Raw genomic sequence first — 20,311 nt, 5'->3', positions numbered from 1 at the left:
AAGCATTTCTACTTATTGCAAGGGTGAGATGCTCCCTTATGAAATATGAAACTAGAGGCAAAGTCAAAATTAATAATCGTCTTAATTCCAATGAAATTAAAAGATATTGTCAACAAAGTCAAAATAGATTCTAGAAAATTAACCCAATATGCTCTCAATTTAGACAATCCAAAAGGATTAAATAAAGCCATCATGTTTCAACGCCACTTAGGATATACTCAAGATAATTATGAGCCACTTCTACAACAAATCGCTAACAAATCCCTTGAAGCAAAAGCTGTTTATCAAAGTACAGATCGACATGGCAAACGCTATCAAGTTGACCTAGAAATTACAGGAATTGAACCAGGGCAACAAGAAATAGTGAGGACTGGATGGATTGTTGAGCCTGATAGTGATACAGCTAAATTAGTAACTTTATATGTGAGAAAAAGACCATGATTAAACCAGAATTATTTGACCTTGTGGAATTATTAGTTGACTTGCCTGAACATAACTTAATGATGGGAGAACAAGGGACAATTGTTGAAGACTACAATGATGGTTGTTACGAAATTGAATTTAGTAATAATCTAGGGGAAACTATCGCCCTTTGTTCTCTCCCAATGCAGCAATTTATTGTAATCTGGAAAGCTCAGAACAAAACTTGGTTATCTTTAACAGAAAAGCTAACAGCTTTAATCGATAAATTACCCAAAGAAAAGCAACAAAAAGTTTTAGATTTCACCCGCTCTTTGTATCAATAAAATCGGAAAAATAGGCTATTCCAGAATTGTTATGCAAATAATTAACTTAAAATAAAAGCTAAAATTCATAGAGGGAGAGACTTACGGCACAAACAGGTTAATACCAAAAGATAGACAATAGAGTTAAGATTTGATATAATCGCCAAAAACGAGAGTATTTTACCTATGATAGTTGACAAATTTTTGAACCTAAAAGGAACCTCTATTCAAGGCTATCGACACCTAGAAAATATCGGTATAGTTTGACGAATCGAATCAAAAAATAAAAAAGCAGCCTGTCCTCGTTAAGGATTAGTCTAGGGCGTATCGATATTAAAACTCCTGCCAAACCAAACCTGGCGAAAGCCTAGTAAAAACACAAGTTTACAAAGCTTGGAGCCGAATAATTCACTGTGTGATAAATCCCAATTCCAAAGACTATATACCAGGAGTTGAAGTTCATGATTCATGGCGTGATTTTAAGCGGTTCCTACAAGATGTTGGTCATCCCCCTGAAAAAAATATGGTATTTTCTAGGCTAGATAAAAACCAAGGATTTTTTCCAGAAAATTGTGCTTGGCTTACGAGAAGTGATGCAAGTAGGCTCAATGCCGAACAAACCCAAAAGAAAGGTAAGCTTAGGAAAAACAAAGATAAAAATAATCGGGAAATTATGAATCACAAAGTAAAAAGTTTATCTGATTGTATGGAAATACAACTCGAATTACCTTTAGATCTATCAGTAGGTACAGCAGATAGAATTATTGTTGAAGGTATTCAAACTCAAGACCGGAAACCTACGAAAACTTTTTTTCAAACCGCAAAATCTTTACAATTGCAAGGAGATCCGGATTGGTCGGTTCAAATCGACGATCGATAATCAGGTTTCCCTCGATCGCTCGAAATCCTGACAGATCGATCGCTTCCTCGTGAAAATTATCCTAGAAATCTATTCCCAAGTAAAAGCGAATCGAGAACATTTTTTAACCCGCTCTCAAACAAAGTCGGATTTCCAAATATGAACCGCTCGTCGGGCTAAACTTTCTTGACGTTTAGCGATCGTGTCCGGTGTCCATTCCTCTGGTACTATATTTCTCGCTAGAGCATAATCGCTTTGTTGGTAAATCTCTTGTTTATCTGTATAGTATTGATTGCCGATTTGACGATTCAAATTAGCTTCTAAAGGAATCAAGTTACCGATCCGATAGGTCATTTCCTCGATCTCGTTATCGAGAAAGTCAACGCGCCATCGATCGCTCGGCGATTCTGGTAGAATATGCTCGATCGAGAATCCATCTTCCGCTATATTAGATCGACCCGATTCGTCCATTTCTAATTTCCAGAGAATATATCGAACCAGTTTTTTCTTTTGACCTCTGGTAGAAATCGAAAGAATCGAAAAATCCTGCACGAACTTAGTATCCGTGACATAAACCGATCGCAAGCCCTCGAAAACTTGCCTCGGAGTCGTCATTTCGCCATTATTTATGGCGATCGCTATCTTATTATAAATCCCTTCTAGCTCGTTCGGGTTAAGACTACTGACAATCGTGTATCGAAACGAAATTATACAAACCAATTTTAGTACGCGAGTGAAGTTCTCGATTGAAAATTTATGATATGCCGCAAATAAAACTGGATAGGCTTGTTTTACGCCAAATAGTTCAATTTCTCGAATATAAGGGATATTATCTGGAGTATCTTGCCAAAATTCATCATTGGGATTATTAAGAGCGATAAAAAGACCACTATATTCTTCGAGTTGTTCGAGTAATTCAAACGCGCTTTCAGCGTTTTGTATAGACTCTCGAACCCCTTTAAATAAACGTTCCCGTCTTACTCTCGTCCGCGTGAGGCTGAGATAGTAACGTAGGAACTCGGGGAATTTTTCCATTGTAACGGTATCAATAATTCCTCTCCACTGTCGTTGTCCTTCTCGCAAATCATCCGCCCCTCGGAAAAGAGAAAACAAATAATTTTTTAATAGATCGGTTGAACTTAGCTCTATCCCTCTAGCGTTTAGGGTCTCGAAAACCGTATACGCATTCAATTCATCTTCAACATTAATCTGAATAAATAAGAGTCTTTTGGCAACGGTATCCGTTAAAAAAATTGCCAGTTCTTTTCCACTGTTAACTACGCTTGTAAGCTTTTGCAATGAATCCGAAAAGTATTGAAAAGCTTTCCATAGGAGTTGGTTGGATTTTGCGAGCGATCGAGGATTGCGAGGAGGTCTAAAGTTAATGAGACGACTTTGATAAAAATCATTATTATTTTCATTCAAAATTAATTTACTAGATTCTTTTAAAGAACCCAGATCTTTATTACTCAAATAACCGCTTTTGAGAAGCCGTTGTCGTTCTCTATTCGCTTCCGCTTCTTCCCCCCGATCGATTAACGTTTGAATTTTTTCGATAATCGCTATAGCGAGAATACTAATCGTTACCAATCGTTGTTGTCCGTCAATAATTGTAAAATCCGTATCCGATCGCTGGGAACCCTGTAAAACGATCGCTCCCATGTAATGACTAGAATCGGGGTTTTCATAGAGCGTTTTAATATCCTGCCAGAGATCTTCCCAATTTTCTTCCTTCCACGAATAATCTCTTTGAAAAGGGGGAACTCGGTAGATTTTGCCATTGCCGATGAGATCGCTAAAATTGCTGGTTCGGGTATCTAATAGATGAGTACGGGGCATAGGTTCGATCGGCAGTCAGTTCATCACTTCTAACTTACCAAATATCGGCCGATCGGGTTCTTCGGGAATTGTTATGCAAATAATTAACTTAAAATAAAATTCGATGAGAGCAACTACGCTCAAAAGTAGCTAAAATTCATACAGGAAAGGACTTAAGGCACAAATAGGTTAATACCAAAAGATAGACAATTGAGTTAAGATTTGATATAACAGCCAAAAACGAGATTATTTTACCTATGATAGTTGACAAATTTTTGAACCTAAAAGGAACCTCTATTCAAGGCTATCGACACCTAGAAAATATAGCTATAGTTTGACGAATCGAATCAAAAAATAAAAAAGCAACGGCTCAAAGGCGTTAGATTTATTTGGGGTTTCCTTAATTTGTACCCAGTAACGGCACATCAGATACAGCACGGGTTATGGTCTTTTGTCAAGGGGGGAAGTCCAGCTATAGCAATCCTAAATAAATAGATCACTTATGATAATACCCGCTTTTTATTGACTTTATTAGCTATGAAGTCTTAGATATAGCGTTTTTAAATATTGCTTCTAGCTTGAACTTCAAGTTGTGCCATGATATTCTGAACTTCCACATAAACATCTGCTGTTTGTGTCGTATCTTCAAGGCGTACAACTACCGCATAAGGTACAGGATCAGGATTTTCACGATTCCATTTTTCGTAAGCAGCAATAGCTAATGTGTAGCAGTTTTGACTATACTCAGATTTGTGCTGCTTCCACTCGCATATTCCATGTTGAACTGTTCCTCTAGAACGTAGAGTAATACCGGGTTCAAATTTTAATTCTTTGGGATTTTCTCCAGTCTCCTCATCATTCTCCTCTTCTTCTACAGACATATACTTAATAACTTCTTCTTGGTCCACATTGCCTCTAAACATTCGCCATTTAAGGGTTGTTCCTAAGTAGGTTTCTAATCCCCATCGCTGAACTTCAGGAGCATAAACCACTGTAACAGTTAACCGTTTTACTTTTGTTGGTGGTGTTTCTACTAAACACTCAGGAACAGGAATCTCAAAAAACTTGACAGTATTAGGTTGAATTTTCTCCTGGAATATTAGAATTGCCGTGTATTTATCACATTCCGTTGCTCTGATATCATCTGGTATTCCGTAACCAACCACATTTAACCAATGTTTAGGTTTTTTCTCATCCATTGCCTGCTTAAAATTGTCAAAATTTCCATAATAGGGAGGGTAAGTAGCAGAATTAACGGTTAGTGCTTTCAATAAAGAGGCAGAAATATCATCAAAACCAAGAGACTGCATATCATAGAGAATACGAGCCATTTTATGAGCAACACGAGGAGCAGCAAAACTTGTCCCTGACTTATGAGTAATTGCAGGTGTCAGTTGATGACTTGCCATTATTACATTCATCCCTGGATTTTCTCTTACTGTGCCATTTTGATCTAATAAATAATTGCCACCATATTCCACTAACTCAGGTTTAATTTCACGGTTAATTCCAGGTCCACAACGAGTAAAAGGAGAAGGTTGATGTTTTTCTGCTATTGCCATTGCTGTTGTTATTTGTCCTACTGCTTGAGTAGTAGGACTCATAGAACCTACTGTAATAGCGAGTGATGCTTGTCCAGGGTCATAAATTGAGGCTTCATCGTCTATAAAATATTCTGGATAAGCTAATCCATCCCCATAATAGTATTTGACATTAGAAGTTGATATATTGCCTGTAACTGTAATAAAAACTATGTTATGTTCCCTGGAAAGTTTATCAATCGTTCTAGCTATCCAAGAACGACGAGGAATCGTTCGCTTTGCTTCTTCATGCCATTTTCGATTGATAAATTGAATAGATAAATTAAAAATTTTAATTCCAATTAAAGTAAAAGTTTTAACAACTTCTTCCAAGATTTTGGAAAATAATCGCTCATCTTCAATTTCATTATCTTGATTTAAAACTCTAGCACTAGCAATCCAAATCTTTCCTCTATTTTCTGCATTTTGGTATAAATTTAAAGCATAATAAGAAGCTAAAGAAGCCACACCAGAACCATGTCCACACTCATCGTTAGGATTATCTTTATCTGATTCAGTCCTAAGAAAAGAAAGGATTAAATCTTCTCTCACCACAGGTTTTAGAAAAGGATTTTCAATCGTAACGCCTGAATCTACAATACAGACCATTGGTGCATCTGAGGGAGGACTGATAAATTCACCTAATTTTTCAACACTAAAGTTTCTTAGTGTTTGATGAAATGTTTCAAAGGCTGGACGAGCATCAAAATAGACTATTTTAGTTTGCCACTTCCTATCTTCTACTAATTCTTGAAAAACTTCTCCGGTACATCGAATTACAGCACGACAAGTTCCTTTGATTTCTTCTTGCTCAAATAAATTTCCTTTAGTCCCACTCTCAAATAGTTTGGGCTCTTCGGTTTGTAGCGATTTTTGTCAATTATTTTCGATCTAGAGCGAACTAATCAATTAAATCCCTTGCCAGATAAGGATTTAGTCGATTTATGCCCCCCTATCGAACCATACCAAGTAACGAAGAGCCATAGTTTGCTTATTTCTTCTCGTATTTTTAATAACTCCTGTCTCTGCTGCTTTTCCCCCCTTTCTAAAGACATCATTTCAATCTCAAAAATTATCCAATCCTTCTGAATTAATTCATCATATTGCTCAAAAAACACTTGACAAAGACGGTCTTGGGGAGAAGCTTCTTCTATCGTATTAAGATAGGCAAAATCTTTATTAGGGGGTTGCCCTCTTTTTAAGTCTCCTTCCCCAAATTCCTCAATTTTTTCTTCAAGTTTATCTAATTTTTCAGTTCGAGGAACAGCAAGAGTAAAATGTTGCGTAGATTCAGCAATTGGTTTTAAACCTGTACCACTTAAATTAATTTTTTGTTCATGTTCCAGTTTAATTAATACGGCCTTTCTTTCCTCTTCAGACATTTCTTGTAGTTGACGAGAGATCCTTCTAACTTGCTGTCTTAAATTATCAGCTTTCTCTTTTCGCTGTTGGATTTTCTCTGGTGAAAGTGGCAGCAAACGAGGTCGTTCCTTACCACGTTTAGCCGTTTGAGGTTGAGTGAGAGATAAGAGGGGAAAATCTGGGTTCATTACACAATTATCCTAGTTTTTGTTCTTGCTTCAGATGAGGCTTTTTTAAAAGCTTTAAGTTGCTCGGAAATATCTTGACTTTGAAGTTGTTCTCGACCTTCAAGAATCATCGTTTTAATAGCTTCTATCGTGATACGTTGAATATCTGCATACGATAGTGAACTCATATTCTTAGCGATATATTCCAGTGAGCCATCAAAATAAACTCCATTTAAAAGACTTTGAAGATAAAACTCTCGTTCGGTTTTAGTGGGTAAGGAAAATTCAATCAAATCATCAAATCGTCTCCACAAAGCAGGGTCTAGTAAATATTGATGATTACTCGCTGCAATGACAATACTTTTGGATGAATCAAAAGAATCCATAGCTTGCAGTAAACTATTAACAACTCGTTTGAGTTCCCCTACATCATTAGGGTCATCTCGATTCTTGCCCACTGCGTCAACTTCATCTAAAAGCAGTACCATTGGAGTTGTGTTAGCTAAATTAAAAACACGCTGGAGATGAGAAGCAGTATCTCCTAAAAAACTAGAAATAACAGCACTTAGTCTTAATAAACCTACTGGAAGCCCAAGTTCATACGCCAAATATTTTGCGGTAAACGTTTTACCACACCCAGGAGGCCCCCAGAAAAGAAGTTTAGTCTTTGGTAAGTATCCATACTTAGCTAATTTTTGTCTTTGACGATGCTCATCTAAGACTCTCTCTATTTTAGCTTTAGTTTCTTGATTAAAGACAATTTGAGTTGAATCTATAGAGCTTTCTTCAAGTATAACTAAATCCTCGCCACTGCGACGATCTTTAGGGAGTAATCTTAATCCATTCTGTGGAATCTGTTTCAACGGTTGCTTTCCTAAAACTTGCTGTAGCTCTTGAGCAAGAGCATGATGATTAGCGGCTAATTCATCGGCAATAAGAGACTCCGCCGCTCTGTAAAAAGCAACATCGTCACGCTCTTTGAAGGCTTGAAATAGCCTTTTAAGTTGTTTTTCAGCTATCATCATCTCATGTCATGGCTCAAGTTTACACTCAGAGACTCGCCCAACAAGCCAAATGTGTCTCCGATTATCTAAAGGTTCTCTCCACAAGTTATATTAAAGTCGCCTGTTTAAAATTTATTCAATCTTAATAATATTATTGTACTAACTCTAGACCTTCTAAAGCAGCTGAGGTAAATTGTAAATTAATATTATGCCGTGAGACTGTGATACACCTCAAACTTAAACAAGTCTCATTTTTTTTTATTTGTTAATCTTTTCTTTTGCCTAGACAGGTTTAACTATATCTTTTTGTCGAAAATGCCACTAATTACTTTTTGGGATAAATTTACCCTTTACATAGTAACTTTTATATTCTGACTTTTTCAGCCAACAATATGTAACCCAATTAATTGAAGACGGGTTGACTGACCGAGAAAATGACAGTGAACCGCATCCCTAACCATCGATCGCTGGGTTTCTAGCTCCTCCGCTTATCCAAAAAACGATTTCTCTCAGAGTATTTCTAGCTCGGATTCACTCTTGTTAAAAATTGTACCAGACAAATAAAAAAAAGGGAGGTCTAAGAACCCCCCTCAATAGTTAATAATTAGATGACAACCAAATTAGTAGCGGCCGGCATTGGGTTTATGAACAATAAAGCTCATGGTTTGACATTGTTTGATGTTGTCAAAAGCGATAACGCGGATATAGCAATCAGAATACTCGGTGCGGCACTCGCGAACTTCATTAAGAACTTCTTGGGGGCCAGAAACAGAGAATAAAGGCAGTTTCCACATCGTCCAATGATAATCTGCGGGTTTGGGATCTTTTTCAAATTCCACAGCAGGAATATAACCCTGATCGATCATGTATTGAATTTGTTTAGCAATTTGTTGATCGGTGAGGGGGGGCAAGTAGGAAAGAGTTTCGTAACGCTTCTCTTTAGGTAAAGTTTTCATGGGTTTCTTGATTCCTTATGGGTTGGGTAGATCATCAACATCGAGATTTAATTCCGATGTCTCTGGTTGACTTATAGCAGTACGGGTGAGACGTTCCAAAAGTTGCCGACGATGTTCGGTATTGTCATTAATAATTCCCGTTTTTACCATCTCTGGCAAGAACTCTAAAACCTGTTCGGCTAGATGTTCTCTTACCGTCATGATCCGCAAAACTAACTCTTTATTCTCAGTCATCAACCCCGCAATATAGGCCTCGCCATCCTGAATGGAATGGCTAGAAGTATAGTGACTCAGCCAAATAGCCAAAGTGGGATTAGTTTCTGACAATTGATCGATAATCGTGCGAACCGCTTGGTAAGTTAGGTAACTTTGTAAGACTTTCGCGGTATCTTGAACAACTTTTTTCGGATACATTTTATACAGTTTTCAGTTATTGGCTAGACAGTTATCAGTGTTGAAATTCTAGCGACTGCTTCCCGATTTTGGGCAAGTCCCCGGCATTATTTTGCACCGATAACTGCTAACAATCTTCTGAAGGGCTGTATTAGAGGGTATCCATAGCCTCGAACTCGAATTTGATTTCTTTCCAGAGTTCGCAAGCGGCAGCCAGTTCAGGACTCCAACGGCAAGCTTCCCGGATAACGTCGTTACCTTCGCGGGCCAAGGAGCGACCTTCGTTACGAGCTTGGATACAAGCTTCCAGAGCCACACGGTTAGCGGTGGCACCCGGTGCGTTACCCCAGGGGTGGCCGAGGGTTCCACCACCGAACTGTAAGCAGGAATCGTCACCGAAGATTTCCACCAGCGCCGGCATATGCCAAACGTGGATACCACCAGAAGCAACCGGCATTACCCCGGGTAAGGAGGCGTAGTCTTGGGTGAAGAAAATACCACGAGCGCGATCTTCTTCTACATAGTCTTCACGCATCAGGTCAACAAAACCCATCGTGATTCCGCGTTCACCTTCAAGTTTACCGACAACGGTTCCCGAGTGCAGGTGATCACCACCAGAGAGACGTAAGCACTTAGCTAAAACGCGGAAGTGGATACCATGATTTTTCTGACGGTCGATAACCGCGTGCATTGCCCGGTGAATGTGGAGCAGTAACCCTTTGTCGCGGCAGAATTTCGCCAGGGTGGTGTTAGCGGTGAAACCACCGGTGAGGTAGTCGTGCATGATGATGGGGGTTTTGATTTCGGCGGCGAATTCAGCCCGTTGCATCATCTGCTCGCAGGTAGGAGCGGTTACGTTGAGGTAATGTCCTTTAACTTCGTTGGTTTCTGCTTGGGATTTAACGATCGCCTCTTGGACGAAAAGGAAACGATCGCGCCAACGCATGAAGGGTTGAGAGTTAATATTTTCGTCGTCTTTGGTGAAGTCTAAACCACCGCGGAGACATTCATAAACGGCACGACCATAGTTTTTAGCGGAAAGGCCGAGTTTGGGTTTGATGGTGCAACCGAGTAGGGGGCGACCGTATTTGTTTAATTTGTCCCGTTCAACGGTGATACCGTGGGGAGGACCTTGGAAGGTTTTGATTAAAGCGACGGGGAAACGGATATCTTCTAAACGGAGACCGCGTAGAGCTTTGAAACCGAAAACGTTACCAACGATCGAGGTGAGGATGTTGGTGACGGAACCTTCTTCAAATAGATCTAAAGGATAGGCAACGAAACAGAAGAACTGGTTATCTTCGTTGGGTACGGGTTCGATATCATAACAACGACCTTTATAGCGATCAAGGTCGGTTAAGTTATCGGTCCAAACGGTGGTCCAGGTACCTGTGGAAGATTCCGCCGCTACCGCCGCACCTGCTTCTTCAGGAGGAACTCCAGGTTGGGGTGTTACCCGGAAGCAAGCTAGTAGATCGGTATCTTTGGGGGTGTAGTCGGGGGTGTAGTAAGTCAGGCGGTAGTCTTTTACGCCGGCCTGGAAACCTTTGGATTTGGCTTGCACCATTGGGATTATTCCTCCATAAACTGCATGATTAGTCGCACCTGTAAAATCTCGCCGTCAACCGACATAGATTTTTCTTAAGCTCCTTTCCCCTGCTGCTAGGAGCGAAGTTAGGGAGCAATTTTCACTAATGTTTTTTTCAACTGATCATCTTAACACGAACTTTATCCTATTCTGATCATTTTTTTTCTCTATCCCCAAAATTTTGATTGTTTTTTTTTCTCGGGGGGATTAGTTTCTTTAATCTGTCGTCATCTAACTTTGACAATCTCTACAAAAACACAAAAAAATCAACAAAAATTTACCTGATTGACACGCAGAAACTTCTGCTCATCAGGCTTTGAGCGATTAAAGCTAATCCTTAATTGAGGAAGATTATCAATAATTACAACCTCAAAAAATGTCGGCAATCGCTAAAGATGAATTAGATTTCTAAGCAATTATACCCAGTACCTAGAGGACAGTTAGACAGCAGTGAACTCTAGATAAATTAGGTCTAATTACTCAGTAATTATTGTTGAGATTTTTGGCTTATGAACGATTATTTTCCCCTTCAAGAATTAAGGTTATTGTTGCCATTAAAACGATGACGTTCTGGAAATAGCGTGACCAATAACTGATTGATATAGACCTTTCCGACCACCGATGCTTGATTCGGTCGGTTAGTAGTAGATGCTGGTTCTCTGGTTTCCGTAGGACCTGCCTCGGCGACCATTTCCTCGCCATCCCAAGGACTGGCCACGGTTTCGGAGACCACTTCCTCCACTGACGGCACTGGGGACACTTGACTGACTACGGGTTGCGGTTCCGGTAAAGGGGGTCTTTCCGGTTCCGATCGGGTCGCTGACACTTCGATGGTAATTTGACGGGAAGTATCTCCGATCAGGGAACCGGACGGCACGAGCGACATCGCTGCCACAGAAGCATTAAAAATCGTTGTGGTTGACCCAATACAGGCATTTTCACCGATTTCACCCCGACCGACGACGAGAACACCTGTACCTAAAATTGCTCCCGCACCGATAGCAATAACACCCTGATAGGCGGTTAAAATTGTTCCCATACCCAGGCAAGCACCCGCACCGATAATTATTTGGCTATTGGGGGCTGCTCGGAGAATCACCCCCGGAGCCACGATCGCACTCTCATCAATGGTTACATCACCATTGACATAGAATTCCGAGCGGCTAATAGGTTGAACGGGGGGTAAGGACATAATTGACAGTTATTCAGTGATCAGTGATCAGTGATCGGGGGTTAGGGGGTAGGGGTTAGAGTTTCCGGTATTTTTCCCGGTCTGCCAACACCTAACACCTATCTCCCTTCACCGATCGCCGAGTCCTGAAATTAAGGGCGTTGAATAATCGATTCGAGAACACGACGTTTCGCTTGGGAGTCAATCCCGATCAGACGAACGTATTCCCCTTGATGGTCGCGCAGACAGGTTTCTAAAGCGGCCACCACATCGGATTCGCGACTGCTCTCGATCGGGGTGCAGCTTTGCCAAGAACTGGTTTTAAAACGACGTTTATCCGCGTGTTCGGCCCCGATTTTGTGACCTTGGTTCAATAAAGAGCGAATTTGAGTGATCGTTTCTGCGGTTAAGGTACTGGTTAAAGTGGCAGTACCGCCGCCAGAAGAACCAGAAGCATAGCTTTTGAAACTCGGTTCAGCAACGGTGGCGGTTTTACTGCTGCCATTGCTAGCCACCGAACCATCGGGACGCTGGATCACCGTTTCTAAAACCCGTTTTTTGGCCTTAGCATCGATACCGAGTAAGCGGACGTATTCGCCGCTATGTTCGCGTAAACAATCTTCCAAAGCAGTAATTACATCAGATTCGCGATTGCTTTCGATCGGGGCGCAACTCTGCCAAGAACTGGTTTTAAACCGGCGTTTATCCGCGTGTTCGGTGCCGATTTTGTAGCCTTGGGCGAGCAGGGAACGAATTTGAGCGATCGTTTCCCCACTTAAGCTACCACTGCTGCTATGACTGGCTCCGTTACTAGCGGGGGCGCTGTAGCTGCTGGCTTTGCCGCTGCCGTTACTAGCGGGGGTGCCGCCGGGGCGGTGAATAATCATTTCGACGACCCGTTTTTTCGCTTGCGGGTCGATCCCGATCAGGCGGACGTACTCATCGCTATTTTCAGTCACGATCGCTTCAATATCGCGAATGATGCCCGCTTCGCTCTTGGTTTCGATCGCAGGTCCAGTTAACCAAGAACTGGTTTTAAACCGGCGTTTATCCGCGTGTTCGGTGGCGATTTTCAGTCCTTGGGCCAGCAGGGAACGCACTTGTACCGACAGGTCGGAATGGCCGTTACCGTTGCCATGACCGCCGTGGACGGCGGTGGTGGTGCGGGCTGGTTCTCCGGGGGTGTCTTCGGGGCGTTGGATAATCATTTCCAGTATGCGCCGTTTAGCGGCGGGATCGACTCCGATCAGGCGGACGTATTCGCCTTGCAGGTCTCTCAGGGAGGCTTCTAGGGATTGGGATACCTGTTCTTCGCGGCCGCCGTCGATAAAGCCGGCACTTAACCAAGAACTGGTTTTAAAGCGGCGTTTGTCAGCGTATTCGATGCCGATCTTGTAGCCTTGGGAGAGGAGGGAGCGAACCTGCGCTCGAATGTTTGTATTTAAACTCATAGGTGTCACCGAATTTCTATATAGCGTCTCATTAGCGATGTTTATAGCGGCTGCTGGTGCAGGAGTCGCTGGGCTGTGGGCTTTGACCGGGACGCTGGGGGCGAGGTCGATATCGACAATGTGACGAGTGAAGGCTCGATCGATTTCTGTGACATCGGGTAAGCGATCAGCCTGTTGTTGGCTGGTGATCACGGAACCGGATGGCACGAATTTACCGGCGGGGATTTCCACGTCTTGAACGAGGGCGTGCATCATGACGATGCAATCGGCCCCGATGCGGGCATTAAAGACGGTGGAGCGAAAACCGATAAAACAGCGATCGCCCACATAGGCTGGCCCGTGAATGAGTGCCATGTGGGTGATGCAGCTGCCCCGGCCGATCCACACCGAATATTCTCGGCCGTCATCTCCCACCACACGGCTTTTTTCTAAACCGTGGATGATTGCTCCGTCCTGAATTTTGCTGTCGTCGCCAATGTGAAAGGGTGTTCCTTCATCGGCGCGGATGGAAGTCCCCGGAGCAATCACCACTCGCGCCCCGATCTCGATAGCGCCACTGAGGTTAGAGAAGGTGTGGACTTTGGCACTCTCGTCTATGTGCGTTTCCTCTGGGGATTTGGTCCGCTTTTTCGGACTAGCCGCCGTTGTGCGGACGACCATAGTTAGTCTTCCTCCATACTGAATTTGGCTGGCTGGTTGTTACTTAACTGTGTTTGGGTTCTATCGATGTTTAACCGGATTGACGAAATTCGTCCCTCTTGCTGTAGAGGGTGCGATTTTCTACGGTTATAGTGTCAATAATCCCCACCACCATCGCGTCAAGGGGGCGATTGTTCTGTCCGTCTTCGATACGGGCGGCTCCTCCCCGGGACACTAGCACCCATTCATTAATCCCCGCTCCGACAATATCACCCGCTACTTCGTATTTAGGCAAAAGTTGCCCTTGCGCGTCGATGAATTGCAAAAGCAGAAGTTTCACTCCCGTCATACTGCGCGGTTTCAGGGAGCTAACGACGGTGCCGCAAACTTTGGCAATTTGCATGGAATTTGTTTACACTAAAAGTTAGTTGCGCTCTAGATTCGTCTTAAAGGTTGTGGGTTAACACTTTCACGAAACTGTTCCACGGCTTCTGTATAACGAATGGGAAGAACGTATTCGAGGTTTTCGTGGGGACGGGCGATGATGTGGGTCGAGAGGACTTGACCACCTTTAACACGATTAGATGCCGCTTCTGTCCCCGCCGATACGGAGGCCTGTACTTCCGAAACGTCCCCCCGGACGATGACGGTGACGCGACCACTACCAATTTTTTCGTAACCTACTAGGGTTACGCGGGCGGCTTTTACCATGGCATCAGCCGCCTCGACGACGGCTGGGAAACCCAAGGTTTCCACCATGCCCACTGCAATTGACATAATATTTTTGTCTCCTAATGGTTGGCTTTCTTCGACTCTATAGATGCTGACCCCGATTAACGGTGTTTAATAGCTGCGGAATTGCTCTACTTCTTCGGTGTAGCGAATGGGCAGCACGTATTCGAGGTTTTCGTGGGGACGAGCGATGATATGGGTAGATAGCACTTGTCCTCCGTTAACCCGGTTGGCGTTTTCCACTCCGGCAGCCACAGAAGCTTGCACTTCTGAAACGTCTCCCCGGACAATGACAGTGACGCGACCACTACCGATCTTTTCGTAACCCACTAGAGTCACCCTGGCGGCCTTGACCATGGCATCGGCCGCTTCCACAACGGCGGGAAATCCTAGGGTTTCAATCATTCCTACTGCAATTGGCATTTTTTTGTTCCTCGCTTGTCAAGCCAAACTAAACTATTAATTTCGTTAGCGTTATCAACTTTGTTTCAGTCAAATTCTTTCCTTGTTACTTTTCCTGCTCTAGCTTTGGTGGCAGTCGGGATCGTGGCAAGGTGGGGGTAAGACCATCCTAGATTTTATCTCGATCGTGACCGTTTTCATCCACTAATTTTATTTTCTAGGGCTGGTTGGTAAAAATTTGACGAGTCAGGCAAAATTATCAACCTAAAAAAAGCATAGGAAACTATGACACCTTTGACAATATAAAACATTATGATTATTTCTCATCTTCCGGTTAACGAAAGTTAATCATTCCTTCCCTTCGTCCATCAGCCTCAGCAATTCTCAGGACATTGACAGCTAAAACCTTTGCTATGACTGCATTTGCCCTTTAACTTCTCTCTTGGCAGCTCAATTGTCTCTGCTGGATTTACTGGCAGATAAAAGCCTATTTTTCCCTGATTTCGGCTTTTTTATAATTTTTTTATACTATATACGGCTGGGGTTGGGGAGAGAGGAGTGGGGAGAATAAATAAAAATAATCTCCTGACTCCTGACTCCTGACGGCTAAAAAACTGATCACTGATTCTAGCGATCGATCTCACCTTCGTAGGGTTGGACACCGATCGAGGGATAATTATCGTGGTTAGGACTGAAAACTTCTAACACTGCATGAGCTAACTTTTGGAAAAAGTCGGGACTCTCGTGCAAGGATTTAAGTGCCGCTTCTAATTCCGGACGGGAGAAATCGAAGCCTTGAGAGCGAGCTATCTCTAGTAATTGCTGAGGATCTTGGGTTGAACGCATTTTTTTACCCAATTCTTCGTTTTTAGCGGCTAAGGCGAAAAAGTCGAACACTTGATTTTTAGACATATAAATACTTTTCCTTTGATGATTAAAGGTGTGGCCTCGGCGGCGTGGAGGTTAAACTGCCTAGTATGGTTTATTTTTATCCTACCAGTCAGGAGATATCCTCAAAGCAAAAGTTTCGTTTTTATTTGCTTGTATGGCTGAGTATGCTTTTTCTGGGAAATGGGGTGTGGGGTGTGGGGTGTGGGGTGTGGGGTGTGGGGACAATAAATAAAAATAATCTCCTGAATCCTGAATCCTGACTCCTGACTCCTGAATCCTGCCGACCGCCGACCGCTTCTTTCAAGTCAGAGAATAAATAGCCTAAAATAGAAACCTGCACTCTTGTTTCTGTAGCCAGCATCATGAATAAGTCCCCACGTCGTTACCATATCACCACCTTTGGTTGTCAGATGAATAAGGCTGACTCCGAACGCATGGCGGGTATTTTAGAAGATTTGGGGTTTCAATGGTCCGAGGATGCCAACGAAGCCGATTTAATCCTCTACAATACCTGTACAATTCGCGATAATGCCGAACAGAAGGTTTATTCCTATCTCGGCAGACAGGCTAAACGCAAACAAACTCAACCCGATCTTACTCTAGTGGTCGCTGGCTGCGTGGCCCAACAGGAAGGGGAACAATTGTTAAGACGGGTTCCCGAGGTGGATTTAATTATCGGTCCGCAACACGCAAACCGCTTGGGAGACTTATTACAACAAGTTTTTGACGGTTCCCAGGTGGTGGCCACCGAACCCATCCACATCATGGAAGATATCACCAAACCGCGCCGGGATAGTAATATTACCGCTTGGGTGAACGTCATCTATGGTTGTAATGAACGCTGTACCTATTGTGTGGTTCCGGGGGTGCGCGGGGTGGAACAATCTCGCACTCCTGCGGCAATTCGAGCAGAAATGGCACAATTAGGACAACAGGGTTATCAAGAAATCACCCTTTTAGGTCAAAATATCGATGCCTACGGACGGGATTTACCCGGAGTGACGGCAAGCGGCCGACATCTGCACAATTTTACCGATTTACTGTACTACATTCACGATGTGGCCGGCATTGAACGTCTCCGTTTTGCCACCAGTCACCCCCGCTATTTTACCGAACGTTTGATTAAAGCTTGTCAGGAATTACCTAAAGTTTGTGAACATTTTCATATCCCTTTTCAATCGGGGGATAATGATATCCTCAAGGCCATGAAACGGGGCTATACTCAGGAAAAATACCGACGGATTATTGCTAATATTCGCGATTTAATGCCGGATGCTGCCATCAGTGCCGATGCGATTGTCGGATTCCCGGGAGAAACAGAGGCACAGTTTGAGAATACTTTAAAATTAGTCGATGAGATTGGTTTTGATCAATTAAATACGGCGGCCTATTCTCCCCGTCCCGGCACTCCGGCCGCTATTTGGGATGATCAATTAAGTGAGCAGGTAAAAAGCGATCGCCTACAAAGATTAAATCATTTAGTGGCCACCAAAGCCGCCGAACGTTCCCAAAGATATTTAGGCAGAATTGAGGAAATTTTAGTGGAAGACGTTAACCCTAAAGATGCTAGTCAAGTTATGGGAAGAACTAGAGGCAATCGCTTAACTTTCTTTACGGGAAATATTGAGGAATTGCGAGGCACATTTGTTAAGGTTAAAATTACCGAAGTCCGTCCCTTTAGTTTGACGGGAGTGAGCTTTTAAGTAGTGGTGCAAAACTAATTTCTTGGTTAGGAGAGGCAAAAGGCAATAGGCAAGAGGTTGTTAAATATGTGTAACTAATTTTGCTTAGGTACTTAATAGTTAAGAGTGACCCCTCTTATTCAGGGGGATCCCCCCGCCTATCGGCACCCCCCTTATCAAGGGGGGCAGGGGGGATCAAAGGCAAAATCTATCTTCAATTTAATTATAACTAATTACTTATTTTATGGATATTATCGCTATTTTGCAGCAAGATTATCAAAGATTTCCCCTGGATCAAACCTATGATATTTATGCTGATAACGTTTATTTTCAAGACCCTCTCAATCAATTTCGGGGGATTAAACGCTATCGGGAAATGATTGGTTTTATGAGTCAATGGTTCCAAGCTATCAAGATGGATGTCCACGCAATTGAACAGCAGGGAAATATTATTAATACCCGTTGGACATTGCACTGGACAACCCCTTTACCTTGGCGGCCTCCCATCGCTATTTCTGGCCGCAGTGAATTAACTCTCGATGACAATAATCTGATTATTTCTCATATCGATTATTGGGATTGTTCGCGCTGGGATGTGCTGCGTCAGCATTTACCTTTTCCCGGTTCTTAACTAGATTTTTTAACCGGAAAATGCCGACCAACGAGCGCTCGTTTGCTTGACAAAATCCTGTAAAAATGCTAGGCGCTGATTTTGTTCCCAGACCTGTTTAACTTTATTCTGCAAACTCGTCCAATTCCAATCATTATTCAGTTGCTCGTTAATTTCCTGTTCTTGGAAATATTCAACTAAACTTAAACCAGCTAAACGAGTTAAATAGGCTGCTCCAATTCCCTGCACAGTACCACCGGCGATATAAGTAATCGCATTTCCCTTGAGAATCGTTCCTAATGCTTGGGTTGTCACCTCTACCATGCCTAATTGTACCATCATTTTCCCCAGGGTAGTCATGGCTGTTTTTGCTTGTTCAAGGGACATTTTTTGTTGATAAATTGCCCCTAAATCCACTAACATTTGAGCGTTAGTGGCTGCCGCCAAAACTAAATCTAGGGCCGCAAGAGGATTAGCAAAAGTGGCGGTAGCGGCTATCCATTGGTATTGTTCGATAACAGGTAAAGCCTTTTTGCGTCGGGATTGATTAAGTAATTGTTTGGTTTCCTTGGCTAATTCGAGCGCTTGTCTCCAGATAGTTCCGAGAACTAATTCGGACTTTTCTTGTTCGATAATTTTTCGGAGATGATTATCTAAAGGATCGATAACTACGGTTTGGGGTTCCGTCCATTCCTTGATTTCTCCATTGCTTTGATGTTGACGAACTTTTAGGGGTTCAGGGGCAGCGGCTATGGCTAAAATATGATGAGAGGGAATAGTTTCTTTCAGTCTTTGTTTCAGGGAAAGGAGTATTTCTTCTCTGGTTTCGGCGGGTAAACGATCCTGTTTATTCAGTAACAGGATAACACGCTGGTGCATTCGATCGAATTGCTGGAGGATTTGCCATTCGGAATCGCTTAAATCCCCATTGATGAGATACAAAACTAGGTCGGCTGCCAGAGCCTTTTTCTGGTTAGCGGTGCAGTTGAGAGTTAGAAGCGGTTCCGTTTCCAGAAAAGCGATAGATTCTCCAAGGTTGCCGCTTTCTAGTAGTTTTTTTAAGGCAGTTTTACCAGTTTTTCTAGCACCAGTAATGGCAATTTTGAGGTCTTGGCGACTAAATTCTTGATTTAATTGGCTTAAACTGGTTTTGAGTGGAGTTAAGTCTTGATTAGGGTCTTCTTTGGCCAGATAATTAATTATCTTCTCGGCTTTGCTAATCGCTTGTTTAACCTTTTCTAGACTCAGGGGAGTGGGATGGGAAAAATCGATTTTCGTGTTGGGTTTTTGCCAAAACCAGATACCAGCACCAAGAGCAATCGCACCGAAAATACCCCAGGAACTGATTTCGCTCAGTGTACTATTGAGAGTTTCCCCCAGGGTGAAAGCGATGGTAATGCCTATCCCCGTCACTAAAATCGGTTTACCCAATCTTACCGTCATTTTTCCTCATCCTCGCCAACTGCTGTGATTATTCTAGCTTTTTTGTGCTGGATTTCATCCCAAACTCAACTTTTTAGCCGACAATTCCCCTGGTTCGTCCCGGCCGCTCTTGCCTAAAAAGCCCTAGATATGTCATAATGATCGATTGCGTGTAAATTTACCCGATCCCCTGTTGTTATGGCTAGTAAAAAAGGCGTTCGCCTAATCATCACTGTAGAATGCACGGAATGCCGCAGTAATCCCGATAAGCGTACCCCCGGCGTTTCTCGCTACACCACCAGCAAAAACCGTCGCAATACCACCGGCAGACTGGAAATCAAGAAATACTGTCCCCACTGCAATAAGCACACCGTCCACAAGGAAATTAAGTAAGCACACTTTAGTTAAAAAGTCAAGCAATCTTTACAAATCTATGAGCTACTATCGTAAACGTCTCTCCCCCATCTCCCCCAGTCAACCGATTGACTACAAAGACACCGAACTCCTCCGCAAATTCATCACCGAACGCGGCAAACTCCTACCTAGACGCATCACCGGTTTAACTTCTAAACAACAGCGAGATTTAACGGAAGCGGTGAAACGGGCCCGTTTAATGGCTTTATTGCCTTTTGTCAACCAAGAAGCCTAAATTCAGTGATCAGTAATCAGTAATCAGTGAACAGTGATCGCTGAAAATAACACATATAAGTAATAGGACAAAATTAACTTCTTGGTGAGGATAGGCACTCATGGAAGAAGTAATTGGATATGTGTAATTAATTGTATCTAGCTACTTAACTTAAAACTTAAACCTGATCACTGATAACTGGTCACTGATAACTGATAAGCGATCTCAGTA

Annotated in this window: 21 protein-coding genes; 7 read left to right on the top strand and 14 right to left on the bottom strand. The window is 42.7% G+C overall.

Annotation, left to right across the window (positions count from 1 at the left end; all coding sequences use genetic code 11):
• Nucleotides 1–90 precede the first annotated feature (90 nt).
• From EWV60_RS07905 to EWV60_RS07895, 3 genes are all read left to right on the top strand, one after another.
• Nucleotides 91–441, top strand: coding sequence for a DUF6883 domain-containing protein (locus EWV60_RS07905; protein ID WP_002777278.1), 351 nt, complete (start codon nucleotides 91–93; stop codon nucleotides 439–441).
• Complete coding sequence (locus tag EWV60_RS07900; RefSeq protein ID WP_002777279.1) at nucleotides 438–746, top strand: DUF4926 domain-containing protein; 309 nt, start codon at nucleotides 438–440, stop codon at nucleotides 744–746. Before EWV60_RS07905 ends, EWV60_RS07900 begins: the two co-directional genes overlap by 4 nt.
• A gap of 394 nt (nucleotides 747–1,140) precedes the next feature.
• Nucleotides 1,141–1,605, top strand: a complete 465-nt coding sequence (locus tag EWV60_RS07895; protein ID WP_238142427.1) for a hypothetical protein — start codon at nucleotides 1,141–1,143, stop codon at nucleotides 1,603–1,605.
• A gap of 114 nt (nucleotides 1,606–1,719) precedes the next feature.
• Here the strand turns inward: EWV60_RS07895 and EWV60_RS07890 are convergent, their stop codons facing one another.
• The 13 genes from EWV60_RS07890 to EWV60_RS07830 form a co-directional block, all read right to left on the bottom strand.
• Nucleotides 1,720–3,423 carry a DUF262 domain-containing protein gene (locus tag EWV60_RS07890; RefSeq protein ID WP_287231757.1) on the bottom strand — a complete coding sequence of 568 codons (1,704 nt, stop codon included), beginning with the start codon at nucleotides 3,421–3,423 and terminating at the stop codon, nucleotides 1,720–1,722.
• Nucleotides 3,424–3,962: 539 nt separating this feature from the next.
• Complete coding sequence (locus EWV60_RS07885) at nucleotides 3,963–5,591, bottom strand: S8 family peptidase (RefSeq protein ID WP_287231755.1); 1,629 nt, start codon at nucleotides 5,589–5,591, stop codon at nucleotides 3,963–3,965.
• 296 nt (nucleotides 5,592–5,887) lie between these two features.
• Nucleotides 5,888–6,532 carry a hypothetical protein gene (locus EWV60_RS07880; RefSeq protein ID WP_287231753.1) on the bottom strand — a complete coding sequence of 215 codons (645 nt, stop codon included), beginning with the start codon at nucleotides 6,530–6,532 and terminating at the stop codon, nucleotides 5,888–5,890.
• Nucleotides 6,532–7,533, bottom strand: coding sequence for an AAA family ATPase (locus tag EWV60_RS07875; RefSeq protein ID WP_287231751.1), 1,002 nt, complete (start codon nucleotides 7,531–7,533; stop codon nucleotides 6,532–6,534). Before EWV60_RS07875 ends, EWV60_RS07880 begins: the two co-directional genes overlap by 1 nt.
• 602 nt (nucleotides 7,534–8,135) lie before the next feature.
• Complete coding sequence (locus tag EWV60_RS07870; protein ID WP_002741682.1) at nucleotides 8,136–8,471, bottom strand: ribulose bisphosphate carboxylase small subunit; 336 nt, start codon at nucleotides 8,469–8,471, stop codon at nucleotides 8,136–8,138.
• 15 nt (nucleotides 8,472–8,486) lie between these two features.
• Nucleotides 8,487–8,885, bottom strand: a complete 399-nt coding sequence (rcbX, locus tag EWV60_RS07865; RefSeq protein WP_002732424.1) for a RuBisCO chaperone RbcX — start codon at nucleotides 8,883–8,885, stop codon at nucleotides 8,487–8,489.
• 130 nt (nucleotides 8,886–9,015) lie between these two features.
• On the bottom strand, nucleotides 9,016–10,431 hold the full coding sequence (locus tag EWV60_RS07860) for a form I ribulose bisphosphate carboxylase large subunit (RefSeq protein WP_002753365.1): 1,416 nt from the start codon (nucleotides 10,429–10,431) through the stop codon (nucleotides 9,016–9,018).
• Between the two features lie 550 nt (nucleotides 10,432–10,981).
• Nucleotides 10,982–11,644, bottom strand: a complete 663-nt coding sequence (ccmN, locus tag EWV60_RS07855; RefSeq protein WP_002777284.1) for a beta-carboxysome scaffolding protein CcmN — start codon at nucleotides 11,642–11,644, stop codon at nucleotides 10,982–10,984.
• A 131-nt stretch (nucleotides 11,645–11,775) separates the two neighbouring features.
• The gene (locus tag EWV60_RS07850; protein ID WP_287231750.1) at nucleotides 11,776–13,734 is read right to left on the bottom strand and encodes a RuBisCO small subunit-like domain-containing protein; all 1,959 of its coding nucleotides are present in this window, start codon (nucleotides 13,732–13,734) and stop codon (nucleotides 11,776–11,778) included.
• Between the two features lie 70 nt (nucleotides 13,735–13,804).
• A complete protein-coding gene (gene ccmL, locus EWV60_RS07845; protein WP_002759323.1) occupies nucleotides 13,805–14,116 on the bottom strand; it encodes a beta-carboxysome shell vertex protein CcmL in 312 nt (103 codons plus the stop codon).
• Nucleotides 14,117–14,148: 32 nt separating this feature from the next.
• On the bottom strand, nucleotides 14,149–14,490 hold the full coding sequence (locus EWV60_RS07840; RefSeq protein WP_002733426.1) for a carbon dioxide-concentrating mechanism protein CcmK: 342 nt from the start codon (nucleotides 14,488–14,490) through the stop codon (nucleotides 14,149–14,151).
• A gap of 66 nt (nucleotides 14,491–14,556) precedes the next feature.
• Nucleotides 14,557–14,868, bottom strand: a complete 312-nt coding sequence (locus EWV60_RS07835; protein WP_002734613.1) for a carbon dioxide-concentrating mechanism protein CcmK — start codon at nucleotides 14,866–14,868, stop codon at nucleotides 14,557–14,559.
• 606 nt (nucleotides 14,869–15,474) lie between these two features.
• The gene (locus EWV60_RS07830; protein WP_002731728.1) at nucleotides 15,475–15,759 is read right to left on the bottom strand and encodes a Nif11-like leader peptide family natural product precursor; all 285 of its coding nucleotides are present in this window, start codon (nucleotides 15,757–15,759) and stop codon (nucleotides 15,475–15,477) included.
• 341 nt (nucleotides 15,760–16,100) lie between these two features.
• Here EWV60_RS07830 and miaB point away from each other — a divergent pair, with 341 nt between their 5' ends.
• The gene (miaB, locus tag EWV60_RS07825) at nucleotides 16,101–17,441 is read left to right on the top strand and encodes a tRNA (N6-isopentenyl adenosine(37)-C2)-methylthiotransferase MiaB (RefSeq protein WP_271938535.1); all 1,341 of its coding nucleotides are present in this window, start codon (nucleotides 16,101–16,103) and stop codon (nucleotides 17,439–17,441) included.
• 223 nt (nucleotides 17,442–17,664) lie between these two features.
• Nucleotides 17,665–18,051, top strand: a complete 387-nt coding sequence (locus tag EWV60_RS07820; RefSeq protein WP_002777287.1) for a C6orf136 family protein — start codon at nucleotides 17,665–17,667, stop codon at nucleotides 18,049–18,051.
• A gap of 9 nt (nucleotides 18,052–18,060) precedes the next feature.
• On the opposite strand, the gene EWV60_RS07815 is transcribed toward EWV60_RS07820, so the two are convergent.
• A complete protein-coding gene (locus EWV60_RS07815; protein ID WP_287231745.1) occupies nucleotides 18,061–19,473 on the bottom strand; it encodes a slr1306 family protein in 1,413 nt (470 codons plus the stop codon).
• 177 nt (nucleotides 19,474–19,650) lie between these two features.
• Here EWV60_RS07815 and rpmG point away from each other — a divergent pair, with 177 nt between their 5' ends.
• Both rpmG and rpsR read left to right on the top strand, forming a co-directional pair.
• Nucleotides 19,651–19,845 (top strand): 50S ribosomal protein L33, encoded by a 195-nt coding sequence (gene rpmG, locus EWV60_RS07810; RefSeq protein WP_002734724.1) that lies wholly within the window; start codon nucleotides 19,651–19,653, stop codon nucleotides 19,843–19,845.
• Nucleotides 19,846–19,885: 40 nt separating this feature from the next.
• Complete coding sequence (rpsR, locus tag EWV60_RS07805; RefSeq protein ID WP_002732313.1) at nucleotides 19,886–20,101, top strand: 30S ribosomal protein S18; 216 nt, start codon at nucleotides 19,886–19,888, stop codon at nucleotides 20,099–20,101.
• The last annotated feature ends 210 nt before the right edge of the window (nucleotides 20,102–20,311 follow it).

The organism is Microcystis sp. Msp_OC_L_20101000_S702 (genome assembly GCF_007095705.1).
GTDB lineage: Bacteria > Cyanobacteriota > Cyanobacteriia > Cyanobacteriales > Microcystaceae > Microcystis > Microcystis ichthyoblabe_A.
The sequence above is the reverse complement of the archived record's forward strand: the minus strand, read 5'-3'. Positions and strand labels throughout refer to the sequence as shown.

What these genes read in the sequence shown, in the direction of transcription:
- EWV60_RS07905 (WP_002777278.1), top strand. Translation starts at nt 91, where the DNA reads ATGAAATTAAAAGATATTGTCAACAAAGTCAAAATAGATTCTAGAAAA.
- EWV60_RS07900 (WP_002777279.1), top strand. Translation starts at nt 438, where the DNA reads ATGATTAAACCAGAATTATTTGACCTTGTGGAATTATTAGTTGACTTG.
- EWV60_RS07890 (WP_287231757.1), bottom strand. Translation starts at nt 3,423, where the DNA reads ATGCCCCGTACTCATCTATTAGATACCCGAACCAGCAATTTTAGCGAT.
- EWV60_RS07885 (WP_287231755.1), bottom strand. Translation starts at nt 5,591, where the DNA reads ATGGTCTGTATTGTAGATTCAGGCGTTACGATTGAAAATCCTTTTCTA.
- EWV60_RS07880 (WP_287231753.1), bottom strand. Translation starts at nt 6,532, where the DNA reads ATGAACCCAGATTTTCCCCTCTTATCTCTCACTCAACCTCAAACGGCT.
- EWV60_RS07875 (WP_287231751.1), bottom strand. Translation starts at nt 7,533, where the DNA reads ATGATAGCTGAAAAACAACTTAAAAGGCTATTTCAAGCCTTCAAAGAG.
- EWV60_RS07870 (WP_002741682.1), bottom strand. Translation starts at nt 8,471, where the DNA reads ATGAAAACTTTACCTAAAGAGAAGCGTTACGAAACTCTTTCCTACTTG.
- rcbX (WP_002732424.1), bottom strand. Translation starts at nt 8,885, where the DNA reads ATGTATCCGAAAAAAGTTGTTCAAGATACCGCGAAAGTCTTACAAAGT.
- EWV60_RS07860 (WP_002753365.1), bottom strand. Translation starts at nt 10,431, where the DNA reads ATGGTGCAAGCCAAATCCAAAGGTTTCCAGGCCGGCGTAAAAGACTAC.
- ccmN (WP_002777284.1), bottom strand. Translation starts at nt 11,644, where the DNA reads ATGTCCTTACCCCCCGTTCAACCTATTAGCCGCTCGGAATTCTATGTC.
- EWV60_RS07850 (WP_287231750.1), bottom strand. Translation starts at nt 13,734, where the DNA reads ATGGTCGTCCGCACAACGGCGGCTAGTCCGAAAAAGCGGACCAAATCC.
- ccmL (WP_002759323.1), bottom strand. Translation starts at nt 14,116, where the DNA reads ATGCAAATTGCCAAAGTTTGCGGCACCGTCGTTAGCTCCCTGAAACCG.
- EWV60_RS07840 (WP_002733426.1), bottom strand. Translation starts at nt 14,490, where the DNA reads ATGTCAATTGCAGTGGGCATGGTGGAAACCTTGGGTTTCCCAGCCGTC.
- EWV60_RS07835 (WP_002734613.1), bottom strand. Translation starts at nt 14,868, where the DNA reads ATGCCAATTGCAGTAGGAATGATTGAAACCCTAGGATTTCCCGCCGTT.
- EWV60_RS07830 (WP_002731728.1), bottom strand. Translation starts at nt 15,759, where the DNA reads ATGTCTAAAAATCAAGTGTTCGACTTTTTCGCCTTAGCCGCTAAAAAC.
- miaB (WP_271938535.1), top strand. Translation starts at nt 16,101, where the DNA reads ATGAATAAGTCCCCACGTCGTTACCATATCACCACCTTTGGTTGTCAG.
- EWV60_RS07820 (WP_002777287.1), top strand. Translation starts at nt 17,665, where the DNA reads ATGGATATTATCGCTATTTTGCAGCAAGATTATCAAAGATTTCCCCTG.
- EWV60_RS07815 (WP_287231745.1), bottom strand. Translation starts at nt 19,473, where the DNA reads ATGACGGTAAGATTGGGTAAACCGATTTTAGTGACGGGGATAGGCATT.
- rpmG (WP_002734724.1), top strand. Translation starts at nt 19,651, where the DNA reads ATGGCTAGTAAAAAAGGCGTTCGCCTAATCATCACTGTAGAATGCACG.
- rpsR (WP_002732313.1), top strand. Translation starts at nt 19,886, where the DNA reads ATGAGCTACTATCGTAAACGTCTCTCCCCCATCTCCCCCAGTCAACCG.